The organism is uncultured Enorma sp., from assembly GCA_905210055.1.
Lineage (GTDB): Bacteria > Actinomycetota > Coriobacteriia > Coriobacteriales > Coriobacteriaceae > Enorma.
This window is the reverse complement of the sequence record CAJLVH010000032.1, coordinates 1-14182: the sequence shown is the minus strand read 5'-3', so window position 1 is coordinate 14182 and position 14182 is coordinate 1. Positions and strand designations below refer to the sequence as shown.

Genomic DNA, 14182 nt, shown 5'->3' with positions numbered 1-14182 from the left:
CGGCATGGGCGGCGCCGCCGCGACCGGAGGCGTCGCAGGGGCGGCAGGGCAGAACGTTCCCGCCCCCCAGACGGTCACAGCCCAGCTCGTCGACGTCGTGACCGGCGAGACGCACCAGGTCACGGCACCCACCTGCATCATCGGTCGCGAGCGCGCCGCCGCGAACATCGTGCTGCGCGACCCCAATGTGTCCCGCCGGCACGCGCAGATCACGCTCGCCGGCACGGAGTGGTCTATCGAGGATCTCAACTCCACGAACGGCACGCTCGTGAACAACCGTCGCATCACCCGCTGCCCGCTGCGTAACGGCGACGTCATCACCTTCGGCCTCAGCACGTTCGAGTTCAGGAGCTAGGCAATGATCGATGTCATCCTCTTCATAGGGCGCATCGTCCTCGTCGTCCTGCTCTACATCTTCCTCTTCGCCGTCATGAAGACCGGTGTGGGGCTCGTGCGCGGGCAGCGTCGCGATTCCGCCATCTGGACGATCGACGTCGACAAAGGCCCGCGCGGCATCCGCGGCATCCACGTGGACATGCTGGGACCTGTGATCGTCGGCCGCTCGCCTAGCTCCGATATCTGCATCAATGAGCCGTTCGTCTCCGCCTCGCACGCGCGCTTCTCGTTGCAGGGGCCTGCGCTCGTTATCGAAGACCTCAACTCCCTCAACGGCACGCTCGTGAACGGCCGCCAACTCCTGGAACCCGCGACGCTGCGCGAGGGCGACGAGGTGCAGATCGGTGATGTCGTGATGAAAGTGAACCGTCGATGACGTCTGAAGAGCACATCTTCACCACGGGACCAGATCCCATTCCGCACGACGCCCCGGCGGCGCCGAGCGCTGTCGCGCGCCCCGACGCCACGGCGGAAATCGACGTCACCGCGGTGGAGCAGAAGCTCTCCGACCCCGGCTCGACGCAGAGCTTCCCCGCGATCGCTCCCGAGCGCATCGACACCGAGTCAACCTACGACGCCGGCACGAGCACGTCGCTCATGTGGGGCGCCCGCTCCGACGTGGGCTGCGTTCGCACGCACAACGAAGATTCCTACCTCGTGCAGTCGCCACTGTTCTGCGTATGCGACGGCATGGGTGGCCATGCCGCAGGCGAGGTAGCCTCATCCATCGCGGTGGAAACCATCGCGAAGCTCGCGCCGCAGGAAGCAGACCCCGCACGCCTTGCCGCCGCCGTCGAAGCGGCGAACGCAGCTGTCATCGAAGCCGCAGACAACGGCCTCGGCAAGCCCGGCATGGGCTGCACGGCGACGGTCGCCTACATCGAGGGCACATCGCTCGCCATCGCGCATGTGGGCGACTCGCGCGCCTACCTGCTGCACGAGGGCACGCTCATCCGCGTCACGCATGACCATTCCTACGTTGAGGAGCTCGTCGATGCCGGCGAAATCACGGCAGACGAAGCGCGCATCCACCCCAACCGTTCCGTCATCACCCGCGCGCTCGGCTCCGATCCCGCCATGTACGCGGATCACTTCCAGCTCAACATCGAGGAGGGCGACCGGCTCATCTTGTGCTCGGACGGCCTCTCGAGCATGATTCCGGACGCCGAGATTGAAGCGGTCGCCACGCAATCCCCCACCGCACAGCTGTGCACCGACAACCTCGTCGACGCCGCGCTCGCCGCGGGCGGCGGCGACAACGTGACCGTCGTGGTCGTGGACGTGGTCGACGACGGGCGCATGCGCGACCTCGTGCGCCGGCGCCGCAGGAACCTCCTCGTCGGACTCGCGGGCATCGTCGTCGCGCTCGTCGCGGCATGCTGCATCGGCGCCTTCATCATCATGAACTCGCTGTTCCTGGGCGTATACGATGGCCGCGTGGCCATCTACACCGGTGTCCCCGAATCCTTCCTGGGCATCGACCTCTACCGCCTGTACGACGAGACGGCGATCTCGATCGGGGATCTTCCCGCAGATACGCAGAACCGCCTGCAAGAGGGCATCGGCCAGAGCAGCATGGACGAGGCACGTGCCACGCTCTCGAGTTACCGCGAGCAAATCGCCGCAGACCGTACCCGCGCGGAAGAAAACGCCGCCGCCATCGAAGGCAGCACGACCGACACGGCCAACGATACCGATGAGCCGCAGGTACAAGATGCCGCGACGAACGCCGAGGGAGGGGATGCGTGATGGGTAGCCGCCGCAACACCGAGCTCATGTTGCTCATTGGCTCGGCCTTCCCCGTTATCTTGCTCTATGCGCTCTACGTGGTCACTACAGGTGCCGCGCTCTCGTTTGGCACGCTCGCCGTGCCGCTCGGCCTCTTCGCCGCGTTCGCCGCGGCGCATATCGGTGTGCGCTTCTTCGCCCCTGGCGCAGATCCGGCGATCCTACCCATCGTCTTCGTGCTCTCGGGCGTGGGCATCACGTTCGTCACCCGCCTCGCGCCGTCATCGGCCATAAACCAAGTCATCTACCTCTTCGTAGGCATCGCGCTCATGATCGGCACGCTCGCCCTCGTGAAGAACCTCGACGTGGTGAAGCGCTACAAGTACACGCTCGGCCTCGCCGGCATCGTGCTGCTGCTGCTGCCCATCTTCATCGGCACGGATCGCTACGGCTCCAAGCTCTGGATCGAGATCGGTTCCTTCACCATCCAACCCGGTGAGTTCGCCAAGGTCGCCATCGTGCTCTTCCTCGCAGGCTACCTCTCGGAGAACCGCGAGCTGCTCTCCATCGCCAACCACAACATCCTGGGTTTCAAGGTGCCGCGTCTGCGCCTGCTCGCGCCGCTTTTCGCGGTGTGGGGCGTGTGCCTGGCCGTGGTGGCCTTCGAGCGAGACCTGGGATCGGCGCTTTTGTTCTACACGCTCTTCCTCATCATGCTCTACGTTGCCACGGGGCGCATCTCCTACGTCGTCATCGGGATCGTGCTCCTGTTCGTGGGCGGTTTTGGCATGTACCAGCTCATGGGGCACGTGCGCACGCGTTTCGCCATTTGGCTCGACCCCTTCGCCGACGCCCAGGGCGGCGGCTACCAGCTCGTACAGTCGCTCTACTCGCTCGCCGACGGTGGCCTCGTGGGCACGGGAATCGGCCGCGGCATGCCCGACTACATCCCCGTCGTAGCCTCGGACTTCATCTTCTCGGCCATCGGCGAGGAAATGGGACTTCTAGGTGCCACGGGCGTGATCTTGCTCTTCATGCTCTTCGCAGTACGCGGCCTCACCACCGCGGCGCGCGCCAAGAGCGACCTTGCGGCGTTCTCGGCCACCGGCCTCACTGCCGCCATCTCGTTCCAGGCATTCCTCATCATCGGCGGTGTGACCAAGCTTATCCCGCTCACCGGCGTGACGCTGCCCTTCATGAGCCAGGGCGGTTCGTCGCTTCTGGCGAGCTTCATCATCGTCGGTTTGCTCATGCGCGCGGGCGACGAGGCCACCGGACGCGAGACCGAACTCACCGGCACGGGCATCATGGCAGCCATCCCGGCAGGCTCCGCCAGCGCAGCGGCCGTGGCCGAAGGCAAGCTCAGCAGCGTGGGCACACGCTTCTTCACTGGATCTCGCAGCGCCAGCGGCAACACCGGCGGACGCTCCACCGGCAGCAGATTCGCTGGCACCTCCACCTCGGGCAGCCTCGGCGGCTCACACGCGCGCCCGGGTTCGCGACTGCGGAGGCGCCTGCTCGATACGCCCGAATCCGGCGTACTCGGCCGCGTCGCTCTCGCCAAGCGCCTCACCCGCACGGTGTTCCTCTTCACCGCACTCTTCGCGGTGCTCATCGGCAATCTCACCTATATCCAGATCATCAAGGCCGACGAATACCAGAGCATTCCGTCCAACAACCACACGATCATGCGCCAGGCGTACATCCAGCGCGGATCGATCATCACCTCGGACGGGCTCACGCTCGCCGAGTCCGTGCGCCAGGACGACGGCACCTACGTGCGCTCCTATCCCAACGGCAACATGGCCGCGCACACGGTGGGTTACTACTCCACGCGCTTCGGCAGCTCGGGCGTCGAGAGCACCATGAACGACACGCTTACCGGATCGAAGGATTATTCGAGCTGGGAGAATGCCGTGCTCTCGCTCGCCGGCGTCGCACAGCCGGGTAACTCGGTGGTACTCACCATCGACTCGCGTATCCAGTCGGCGGCAGAGCGGGCGCTCCAAGGGCGCACCGGTGCCATCGTGGTGCTCGACCCGCGCACCGGCGCCGTGCTCGCCATGGCAAGCTCGCCGAGCTATGACAACACCGACATCGACTCCGTACGCGAATCCGGCAGCGAGGGGACCGGCGAGTACAACCGCGCGACCCAGGCGCTCTACACCCCCGGCTCCACGTTCAAGGTGCTCACGCTCGCCGCAGCGCTCGAAAGCGGCTCGGCCACACTCGATACCGAGTACGATTCGCCCGGCGAGCTCGAGATCGGCGACGCAAACGTCACGAACATCGGCCACACGGACTGGGGCACCATCAGCCTCAACCGCGCGTTCGAGGTCTCTGCGAACACCGCGTTCGGTCAGGTTGCGACCGAGATGGGAGCCGATAACCTCGTGCAGTATGCACGCGCGTTCGGCTACGGGCAATCGCTCGGCCAGGACTTCTCCACCACCGCCTCCGTCATGCCCGATCCCGCCGAGATGACGGAGTGGGAGACCGCGTGGGCGGGCGCTGGTCAGCCCGTCGGCCAGGGTCATACCCCCGGCCCGCAGACCACTTGCATGCAGAACGCCGTGATGGCTGCCGCGATTGCCAACGACGGTATCGTCATGAACCCCTACGTGATCTCGCAGGTGCTCGCACCCGACGGCACCGTCGTCAACACCACGCAGGCGCGCTCGCTCGGCCAGGCGGTCAGCGCCGATACCGCGTCGCAGGTTGCCGAGGCGATGCTCGGGGTCGTTGAGGACGGCACCGGCAGCGCGGCGCAGGTCTCCGGCGTGCAAGTCGCTGGCAAGACGGGCACGGCTGAGGCCACCTCGTCCCAGGTGAACTCCACATTCGTGGGCTTTGCGCCCTACGACACCCCGACGGTCGCCATCTCGGTGGTGATCGAGGATTATTCGAGTGACGGTACCTCGGCGGCAGCGGTCGCCGGAACGGTGCTGGCAGCGGCGCTCGCGGCCCAGGGGTCGTGACGCATGAGGCAGATGATGAGTTTACGCGCTCTGGCACGTACGAAGTAAGGTTTGTGAGGAGTAACGATGCAGCAGCAGGTCCTCGGGGGAAGGTACCTCATCAAGGACAGGGTCGGTTCTGGCGGCATGGCGACCGTCTACCGCGCGCAAGACCAGGTGCTCGACCGCACGGTGGCGATCAAGATCATGCTTCCGCAGTACGCGGCAGATGCTACGTTCGCCGCCCGCTTCAAGCAGGAGGCTCAGGCAGCGGCCGGCCTTCAGAGCCCGTATATCGTGGGCATCTACGACTGGGGCAAAGACGGCGACACCTACTACATCGTCATGGAGTACCTGCGCGGCACCGACCTGAAAAGCGGCATCCGCAGCCATGGCGCGCTCGATCCCAAGAAGGTCGCACAAATTGGCAGCCAGATCTGCGGCGCGCTCTCCGTCGCCCATAAGCACGAGATCATCCACCGCGACATCAAGCCGCAAAACATCATGGTGCTGCCCGACGGCAACATCAAGGTCATGGACTTCGGCATCGCGCGCGCTAAAAACAGCCACCTCACGCAGGACAACAATGTACTGGGCACCGCGCACTACGTGTCGCCCGAGCAGGCGCGCGGGCAGGAGCTCGGCCCCACTTCCGACATCTACTCGCTCGGCGTGGTGATGTACGAATGCGCCACCGGCCAGGTACCCTTCGATGGCGAAGACGCCATCTCCGTCGCGGTGAAGCAGATGAACGAGCTGCCCGTTCCGCCCTCGCAGCTCAATCCCAACCTCGACCCCAACCTCGAGCGCATCATCCTGCGCTGCATGGAGAAAGATGCGGCGAACCGCTTCCAGTCGGCCGATGAGCTGCGCCTCGCGCTCAACGCCTACCTCGCCGGCCGCCAGGTCGACGTACCGGAGCCCACGCGCGTCCTCGCTGGCGGCGCCATCGCCGGCATGGGCGGCGCAGGCACCACCGAGACCCGCGTCATGACCGAGAAAACCCAGGCCATGGCACGTCCTGCCAGCATAGGCTCCACGGCCGTGCGCGGCGGCGCGAATGGCCAGGCAAGCGCGTCCGGCGGACAGGGCTCTTACGACCCCAAGCCCAAGCACAACAACACGGGCAAGATCGTGGGCATCGTCATCGGCGTGATCGTGGCGATCGGCGTCATCGCGTTCGCCGCCATGACGCTGCTCGGCGGCGAAAACCAGGAGTTCCCCGCACCCAACCTCCTCGGCATGACGCAGGAGGGAGCGGAGGCGGAGCTCGCGAAATACGATCTGGAACTGGGTAACGTAGACCCCGGATACAGCGATGAGTACGCCGAGGGCGAGATCATGGACCAGACGCCGCGTGAGGGACGTTCGGTGCATGCGGGCGACAAGATCGACATCACCATCGTGCAGGGGCCGGAAACGAAGACCACCAAAGTGCCCAACCTTGTGGGGAGAACCCAGGAAGAGGCCGAGCAGCTCCTTGAGGAAGCCGGACTCACCGGACACCCCGTCATGGAGGAGAACGATGCCGAGCAGGGTACTGTTTTCGAGCAAAACCCCGAAGCAGGCGAGGAAGTCGATGAGGGTTCCACGGTGACGTACAAGGTCTCCAGCGGCCCGGATTCCGAAAACGTGCCCGGCGTAGTTGGTTACAGCGAGGCAGAAGCGATAAACATCCTTTCTGAGGCTGGTTTCTCAGTAAACAGGCAATCCGGTGGATATAGCAACCGCTATAGCGCAGGCGTCGTGATGAGCCAAGATCCTACGGGACAGGCGGAACCGGGCAGCACCGTCACGATCTATGTGTCTGAGGGTGCCGAGCCGGAACCCGAACCCGACCCGGATCCGGCAACCGATCCAGAGCCGGCGACCGACCCCAACACCGATTCCGGGAATTCCGAAGAAGAATGGGCGCCCGGGCTGTAACGCCCCCAAGCAATCCATGTACCAAGAGGGCGATGTGCACACATGTGCCGTCTCCCTCTTTCACAGCAAGGCAATTCCCCGGAAATCCGCTTTTCAATGTGTACGAAACCCGTGCTGCAAGGCGGGACGGCAATCAGCATGGCGAGCGCTCGCCGTTCTGCTAGAATCTAGATACTTGCCTCCGTAGCTCAGGGGATAGAGCACCGCTCTCCTAAAGCGGGTGTCGACGGTTCGAATCCGCCCGGGGGCACCAGGCAAAAATGCGGCGTCGCACGAGCGGCGCCGTTTCTGGTTACAGCGCTCATCCACCCGCACACGCTAACAACCTAAGAATATTTGTCAATCTGTGCTGACACAGCGTCAATACCAAGTACACTGATGTTACTCCACCACAGGAGAGGAGACGCCATGTCTACACACTACGATTCGCACCGGAGCAGTCGCCACGCATACGACGCTCGCCGTGAAGAGATTCTCCAAGCAGTCATCGACGTGTGCTCGACGGAGGGAATCGGCAAGCTTTCCGTCTCGCGCGTCTCGGAGCGCGTAGGTTGCACGCGCTCGCTCTTCTATCACTACTTTCCCAACAAGGAAGACGCGCTCTCCGCGGCACTCGATTACACCATCGATGCGTTTATCGCGCGCCTGCGCAACTGGAACGAGAGCCGCGTGTTCGGTGACATCGAGGGCGCACTCGACAGCATCTCCGAGCTGCTCAAGACCCTTGTGCTCGAGATGCCCGGCATTTCCGGGTCGATCTCGGTCGGCGGGGATGCCGTGCTCTACACCGCGTTCGTCAACCGCGTGGCAGAGCGCTGCGCACGTTATATGTGCGAGTCGACCGTCGTGGACTTCGCAGAGCACCATGAGGTCTTGATCGACAACGTCTTCGAGACCTTCTATGTGCTCATCAGCGGCCTCATCCTGTATATCCGCTCGCACCAGGACGTGCCGGTCGAGGTCATCAAGGAAATCATCGCCTGCACGCTTCACATCGAGGGTTATACCGAGAAATACAAAAACCGCCGGCCGGCGAGATAACAATTCAGGCTCCAGTGGCCAAATAATAGCAGGTTGGTGACATCAATCCAGCGGAAAGACCCGTGCGGATTCCCCGTAGCTTGGATAACCATGGCTGCTACCTGGGCGGTGGCAGCAAGGCACCCCCGTTTTCGCAGGATTGGTGTCACCAAGCTTTCAAAATTGACCACAACACGCCCGATTGCCCAACCGACAACGCGAGCATGTCGTTGATTACAGGGGCGCGGCGCGTTCTAGCCCCATGGATCGCGCTCAAAAAGCGGTTCAGGTTCCGGACGACGATCGGAATAGGGATCGTAACCGTCATCATCCTCGTTTTCCGCGCGCAGGAAGGGATCGGCAGGCTTGTCGTGCTGAACCTTCTGAGAAGTCCGCGGCTGCTTGCGCAACTCTTGCTCTTCGACCATAAAAACGCCCCTTCCAACTATCCGCATTTCGATGGTACCCGATTCGCCGGCGCGAGCGGTCCCACAACGGGCTCAAACCACCGCGACCTCTTTGATCATGACCTCCTGCCCCTGCTCAAGCACCGTATTCTCACTTCCGCACGCAGGGCATATGCGGCCATGTTCCACCGTGCCATAGCGCGCACCGCACCCATTGCAGCGCGTCACCGCAGGAATATCCTCGATGACAAGCTCGGAGCCGCGCAGCAGGTCGTGTTTGTCGGCTGCCCAGCGCCACGCATGCTGCAGGTAACTCGGCACCACACCCGAGACCTCGCCGAGCTCGAGCGTCACGCTTTGCACCGCGCTCACCTCGGCACCACGTACCGCTTCCTCTACGTCGCGGATGATATAGAACACGATTCCTAACTCGTGCACGACATTCCTTCCTCAGCTCGCGCAGGTGGTCGCGCCGCCGCCCCAACGGGCAGGGGGGGGATGGGGCAAGCCCGCCATCCACCCCGCCTTGGTTTACTTCTTCTTCCCGCCGAATTTGATCCTGATAGCGCGCTTGAGTGCGTATTTGCCGATCGCGGGTAGCTTGTCCTCGTACTTGATCATCGTGCTCGCCTCAGGATGCTCGCGATGCAGGTGGATTGCATCGAACACGCATTTCGTGGTGCACAGGCCGCAACCGATGCACTTGTTCTCGTCCACGATGCTCGCACCGCATCCCAGGCAACGCGCGGTCTCGGCACGCACCTGTTCCTCGCTGAAGGTCGCGACATACTCTTTGAACGGCCCCGACGTGCGACCGAGCGCTTCGGCCACTGCAGGCTCCTGACGCGCCGTCGTATCGTAACTGCCCGGGTCGATGTTGTCGCGATCGAGCTGCTGGTACGCGCGCGGGTTGCGTCCGATGGTAAGCGTCGCATGCTGCACGTAACGATGCAGCGAAATGGCGGCCTCGTGACCAGCTGCAATGGCATCGATGGCGAACTTGGGACCGGTGTAGACATCGCCGCCCACGAAGATGTCGGGTTCAGCGGTCTGGTACGTCTTGGGATCGGCGACGGCACCCTGGCCGCGTCCGAGCTCCACAGCGGTTCCCTCGAGCAAGTCACCCCAGCGCACGGCTTGACCGATGGAAAACACCACGCGATCGGCAGCGATGGTGCATGTATCTTCCTCGTCATACACGGGGGCGAAACGTCCCTCGTCATCGTACACGCGCGTGCAGCGCTTGAACACGACCTCGTGCACGCGGCCGTCCTCGCCCGCACGCACCTCCACCGGACCCCAGCCGTGGCTGATATGCACGCCGTCCTCGATGGCCTCGCGCACTTCTTCCGCGGTCGCAGGCATCTCGTCTTCCTGCTCGAGACAGAGCATCTCGACATGCGGCGAGCCCAGGCGCGCTGCCGTGCGCGCGGCATCGATGGCGACGTTGCCGCCGCCCACCACCACGGTGCGCCCATCGAGCTGCTCAAGCTCGCCCGCGGCGACCTCGCACGACACGCGCTCCAAGAACGAGACGGCGGTCTCCGCACCGAGCAGCGTCTCTCCGGGAATGCCGGGCAGGCGCCCATCCTGGCACCCGATCGCCACATAGAACGCCTTGAAACCCTGTTCGCGCAGCTGGGCGATGGTCACATCGCGCCCGACCTCCACACCGTAGCGGAACTCGGCACCCATCGCCTCGATCACGTCGACCTCTGCCTGGATAACCTCACGCGAAAGCTTGTACGAGGGCACGCCGTAGGTGAGCATGCCGCCCGGACGCTCGTGGCTCTCGAACACCACGGGTTTGTAACCCTTCTCGGCCAGATAGAACGCGCAGGAAAGGCCCGCGGGCCCAGCTCCGATGATCGCGATCTTCTCGTCGAAGCCGCCCTGGACGCGCGGCACCACCGCAGGCGGGATGTAACGCGTCGACGCGTCGAGATCCCGATCGGCGATGAACTTCTTCACCTCGTCAATCGCCACCGCAGCGTCCACGCGCCCGCGCGTGCACGCATCCTCGCAGCGCCGATTACAAATGCGTCCGCACACTGCGGGGAGCGGGTTCTCTCGCTTGATGAGCGCGAGCGCATCGGTGTAGCGCCCTTGCGAGGCGAGCTTCAGGTAGCCCTGCACCGCGATATGCGCCGGACACGCCGTCTTGCAGGGCGCGGTGCCCGTATCGTACGTTTCGATGCGGTTCTTGTTACGGTAATCGGGCGACCACTTCTCCGGCCCCCAGCTCACGGCATCGGGTAGCTCCTGCTTGGGATAGTCGACCACGCTGCCATCGGCCAGGCAAAGCTTCTGCCCCAACTTGACGGCGCCCGCCGGGCACACCTCCACACAGCGGCCGCAAGCTACGCACTTATCAGCCTCGGTGCGAGCCACGTAGGCCGAACGCGACAGATTCGGCGTGTTGAACAGTTGCGAGGTGCGCAGCGCATAGCACACGTTCACGTTGCAGTTGCAGATAGCGAAAATCTTGTTCTCACCGTCGATGTTGGTGATCTGATGCACGAAGCCGTTGTCCTCGGCGCGTTGGAGAATCTCGAGCGCCTCTTCACGCGTGATATAGCGGCCGCCCTTATCGGTCTCCACCACGTAGTCTGCCATGTCGCCCACGGCTATGCACCAATCCGCGGGGTCGTCGCCGCAGGCTTCGCCCAACACGGAGCGGCTCATACGGCAGCTGCACGGGCTCGCGGCGAACTTGCCGTCGTATTTGTCGAGCCAGTGGCTGATGTGCTCGATCGAAACGGACTGGTTCTCCATCTCGATTGCGCGTTCCACGGGGATCACATGCATGCCGATCCCCGCGCCGCCAGGCGGAACCATCGGCGTGATGCGCGACAAGGGGCCCTTCGACGCCTGCTCGAAGAACTTGGCCGTGGCCGGATGCTCGTTCATCTGCGTCCAGCGCATGTTGAGAAACTCGGCCGAACCGGGCACGAGAATGGGGCTCACCCATTGTTTCGTGCGTGTGGGATTCTCCCAGTTGTATTCCAAAAGACCGATCATCGACATCTCGTCGAGCAGGGGATGGAGCTGCTCGGGCGGCAGGCCGGTCGCCTTCTGCGCTTCCTCGAACGTATAGGGTTTGCGCACCTTGAGCTTCAAGAGCACGTCGGCCATCTCGTCGGTGGTGACGCCCTCGAACGCCCAGTATTCGTAGGCAAGCAGGTTGCCCTTGCCGAGCGTGCGGTTGGTGAGGTGCCGACACAGTTCCACAATCTTCTCGCGCGGATGCTCTGGCAGCGGCGGGACGAACTCCGCACCGATATCGGGCTCGCTGTACGAGAGGCCGGGGCCGTTGATGTCCATAGGTACTCCTTTTCCTAACTACGAGCCGAATGGGCTGGCTGAGAACGGCTGGCTGGGGACGCGCTCGCTTCAACTCATGTTCCACGCGGTGGAAATTGGCTGAAAAGCTCGAGATGAACCCGCCTCCGTTCAACCCCCTCTTGCCTGCAGCTATGCGCCGCTCTTCCACGCGGCAACGGCGTCGTGCAGCCACGCCGCCCACGCATCGATTCCCTCACCCGTCTTGGCGCTTATGGGGATGACAAGCGCTTCGGGGTTGCGCATATGGATGTTCTCGACCGCGCGCTCGAGCGAGAAGTCGTCGAACGCCGGCAGCGCGTCGATCTTGTTGATGAGCACCACGTCGCAGATCGAGAACATGAGCGGGTACTTCAGCGGCTTGTCGTCGCCCTCCGGTACAGAGAGGATCATGACGTTCGCCGAAGCGCCCGTGTCAAACTCCGCCGGGCATACCAGGTTGCCCACGTTCTCAAGAATGGCGAGGTCGATGGGAGCTCCAGCCTCGTTCTCGAGCGCCTCAAGCCCTTCCGCGGTCATGTATGCGTCGAGGTGGCACATGCCCCCCGTGTGCACCTGCACCGATGTGACGCCCGTCTGAGCGATGGCGCGCGCATCGACATCCGAGTCGATATCAGCTTCCATCACCGCGATGCTCAGGCGTCCGTCGAGCGCCTCGATGGTGCGTTTCAAGGTCGTGGTCTTACCGGAGCCGGGACTCGACATCAGGTTCAGCAAGAACGTACCGCGCTCTTTGTTGCGCGCACGCAGCTCTGCCGCTTTACGGTCGTTGTCGGCAAAGACGCTCTCCTTGACCTCGATGATGCGCACGTCGGCCATACGTCGCTCTCCTTTCGAGATATCGGGATCGGTTCAGGCGACCTCAATCCCTCAACACCGTGCGCGTGCGAAATGACTCACCCAAACCCGTCCCAAATGAGTCACCAGAACATACCATATGGCACAGCGTCGTATGTGATGCGTTCGGCGACCGTTCGCCCTTCATCTGTTGACGGTTCGTCAACTAAGATATTGACGAACCGTCAACATTCTACAAAACTTACCCTAACGTTTCTATTCGCCTTACAAGATCGGAGGATCCATGCTGTTCGATGTCTATGGCGCAACCGCCATGTATCAGTGGATCGGATGGGTGGCGGTCTTCGTCTGCCTCATCCTAGCAAACGAGGTCGCACGCCGCTCTAAAGCGGGCGGCATCTTCTGCTTCCTCATCCTACCGGCGGCGCTTACCGTCTACTTCGCCGCCATCTACCTCTGTGCTGGGATGGGTATGGAGTGGGCGCTCAACAACCCCACTTACGTGTATATGAACAGCTGGTTCCACTACGCCAAGCTCTATGCCGCCACGGCCGGATGCATCGGCTTCATGGTGCTCAAGTACCGCTGGGGTTCGATCGGCAAGAGCCATTGGTTCAAGGCGTATCCGTTCGTAATCGTTGCCATCAACATCCTCATCGCCGTGGTGAGCGATTTCGAGAGCGCCGTGCGCGCATGGAACACCACCTGGGTGTCGAGCGAGGGCGTAACGCTCATGGGCGGCTGGCACAACGTGTTCAACGGCGTCGCAGGCATCCTGAACATCCTCTGCATGACCGGCTGGTGGGGCATCTACGTGTCAAAGAAGCGTGACGACATGCTCTGGCCGGATATGACCTGGGTGTTCATCATCGCCTACGACCTGTGGAACTTCTGCTACACCTATAACTGCCTGCCCACGCATGCCTGGTACTGCGGCCTGGCGCTGCTGCTCGCCCCAACCGTGGCGAATTTCTTCTGGAACAAGGGCGGCTGGATTCAGAACCGTGCGAACACGCTCGCGCTGTGGTGTATGTTTGCCCAGGTATTCCCCATGTTCCAGGATTACAGCGTCTTCTCTACGAACTCCGTAAACGACCCCACGGTGAACCTCGTGGTATCGGCGCTCGCCCTCGCGGCGAACGTGGCAGCGCTCGCCTACATCATCTATCGTGCGAAAAAGCTCGGCGTAAACCCCTATAAGCAGGAGGTTTTCCGCGGCACACGCGATTTCGAGAAGGCTATGGCGCGCGCCGACCTTACCGTGGAGGAGAAAGCATAGCGAGCGGCTCCGATTCGCTTCAGCGGCGCCTCGCAAGAGCTAACAACCTCACAAGAGCCGACAACCCCGCAGAGCCAACATCGCGCGCATGCATGATGGAACAGGACGAGCCTCACCGCCAAAAGCTTGAAGTGAGCCCGTCCTGTTCCTTCCCGTGATAGGAATTTCGGCTTTTGTGGCCATTTTTGAAAGCTTGGTGACAGCGATCCTGCGGAAAGAGGGGTGCGCTTCGTTCACCGTGCTGGTAGCACGCCCGGTTATCCCAGCTACGAGAAAACCGCACCCACCTTTCCGCAGGATCGCTGTCACCAAGCTTTCAAAAATGGCCA

Annotated in this window: 11 protein-coding genes and 1 tRNA gene; 8 read left to right on the top strand and 4 right to left on the bottom strand. The window is 63.0% G+C overall.

Features of this window, described 5'->3' with window-relative positions; all coding sequences use genetic code 11:
• The 7 genes from QZ079_RS03740 to QZ079_RS03710 all read left to right on the top strand — a co-directional run.
• The coding region (locus tag QZ079_RS03740) for an FHA domain-containing protein (RefSeq protein WP_297035288.1) at nt 1–355 on the top strand (355 nt) is incomplete at its 5' end.
• Nucleotides 356–358: 3 nt separating this feature from the next.
• Entirely contained in the window at nt 359–772 is a 414-nt protein-coding gene (locus QZ079_RS03735; RefSeq protein ID WP_019128731.1) for an FHA domain-containing protein, read from the top strand.
• Nucleotides 769–2145 (top strand): Stp1/IreP family PP2C-type Ser/Thr phosphatase, encoded by a 1377-nt coding sequence (locus QZ079_RS03730; protein WP_297035279.1) that lies wholly within the window; start codon nt 769–771, stop codon nt 2143–2145. The genes QZ079_RS03735 and QZ079_RS03730 overlap by 4 nt, the downstream gene beginning before the upstream one ends.
• Entirely contained in the window at nt 2145–5102 is a 2958-nt protein-coding gene (locus QZ079_RS03725; RefSeq protein ID WP_297035276.1) for an FtsW/RodA/SpoVE family cell cycle protein, read from the top strand. The genes QZ079_RS03730 and QZ079_RS03725 overlap by 1 nt, the downstream gene beginning before the upstream one ends.
• A 66-nt stretch (nt 5103–5168) precedes the next feature.
• Entirely contained in the window at nt 5169–7007 is a 1839-nt protein-coding gene (gene pknB, locus QZ079_RS03720; protein ID WP_297035273.1) for a Stk1 family PASTA domain-containing Ser/Thr kinase, read from the top strand.
• A gap of 177 nt (nt 7008–7184) precedes the next feature.
• Nucleotides 7185–7260: transfer RNA gene (locus QZ079_RS03715), tRNA-Arg, on the top strand.
• A gap of 155 nt (nt 7261–7415) precedes the next feature.
• Nucleotides 7416–8048, top strand: coding sequence for a TetR/AcrR family transcriptional regulator (locus QZ079_RS03710; RefSeq protein ID WP_297035271.1), 633 nt, complete (start codon nt 7416–7418; stop codon nt 8046–8048).
• 233 nt (nt 8049–8281) lie between these two features.
• Here the strand turns inward: QZ079_RS03710 and QZ079_RS03705 are convergent, their stop codons facing one another.
• The 4 genes from QZ079_RS03705 to hypB all read right to left on the bottom strand — a co-directional run bounded on the left by QZ079_RS03705 (nt 8282) and on the right by hypB (nt 12595).
• Nucleotides 8282–8455 carry a hypothetical protein gene (locus tag QZ079_RS03705; RefSeq protein ID WP_291289180.1) on the bottom strand — a complete coding sequence of 58 codons (174 nt, stop codon included), beginning with the start codon at nt 8453–8455 and terminating at the stop codon, nt 8282–8284.
• A gap of 72 nt (nt 8456–8527) precedes the next feature.
• Complete coding sequence (locus tag QZ079_RS03700) at nt 8528–8872, bottom strand: hydrogenase maturation nickel metallochaperone HypA (RefSeq protein WP_291289179.1); 345 nt, start codon at nt 8870–8872, stop codon at nt 8528–8530.
• Between the two features lie 93 nt (nt 8873–8965).
• The gene (locus tag QZ079_RS03695; protein WP_297035266.1) at nt 8966–11758 is read right to left on the bottom strand and encodes an FAD-dependent oxidoreductase; all 2793 of its coding nucleotides are present in this window, start codon (nt 11756–11758) and stop codon (nt 8966–8968) included.
• Between the two features lie 150 nt (nt 11759–11908).
• Entirely contained in the window at nt 11909–12595 is a 687-nt protein-coding gene (hypB, locus tag QZ079_RS03690) for a hydrogenase nickel incorporation protein HypB (protein ID WP_297035263.1), read from the bottom strand.
• 262 nt (nt 12596–12857) lie between these two features.
• Between hypB and QZ079_RS03685 the strand changes: the two genes are divergently transcribed.
• Nucleotides 12858–13853, top strand: a complete 996-nt coding sequence (locus QZ079_RS03685) for a DUF5692 family protein (protein WP_297035261.1) — start codon at nt 12858–12860, stop codon at nt 13851–13853.
• The last annotated feature ends 329 nt before the right edge of the window (nt 13854–14182 follow it).

What these genes read in the sequence shown, in the direction of transcription:
- QZ079_RS03735 (WP_019128731.1), top strand. Translation starts at nt 359, where the DNA reads ATGATCGATGTCATCCTCTTCATAGGGCGCATCGTCCTCGTCGTCCTG.
- QZ079_RS03730 (WP_297035279.1), top strand. Translation starts at nt 769, where the DNA reads ATGACGTCTGAAGAGCACATCTTCACCACGGGACCAGATCCCATTCCG.
- QZ079_RS03725 (WP_297035276.1), top strand. Translation starts at nt 2,145, where the DNA reads ATGGGTAGCCGCCGCAACACCGAGCTCATGTTGCTCATTGGCTCGGCC.
- pknB (WP_297035273.1), top strand. Translation starts at nt 5,169, where the DNA reads ATGCAGCAGCAGGTCCTCGGGGGAAGGTACCTCATCAAGGACAGGGTC.
- QZ079_RS03710 (WP_297035271.1), top strand. Translation starts at nt 7,416, where the DNA reads ATGTCTACACACTACGATTCGCACCGGAGCAGTCGCCACGCATACGAC.
- QZ079_RS03705 (WP_291289180.1), bottom strand. Translation starts at nt 8,455, where the DNA reads ATGGTCGAAGAGCAAGAGTTGCGCAAGCAGCCGCGGACTTCTCAGAAG.
- QZ079_RS03695 (WP_297035266.1), bottom strand. Translation starts at nt 11,758, where the DNA reads ATGGACATCAACGGCCCCGGCCTCTCGTACAGCGAGCCCGATATCGGT.
- hypB (WP_297035263.1), bottom strand. Translation starts at nt 12,595, where the DNA reads ATGGCCGACGTGCGCATCATCGAGGTCAAGGAGAGCGTCTTTGCCGAC.
- QZ079_RS03685 (WP_297035261.1), top strand. Translation starts at nt 12,858, where the DNA reads ATGCTGTTCGATGTCTATGGCGCAACCGCCATGTATCAGTGGATCGGA.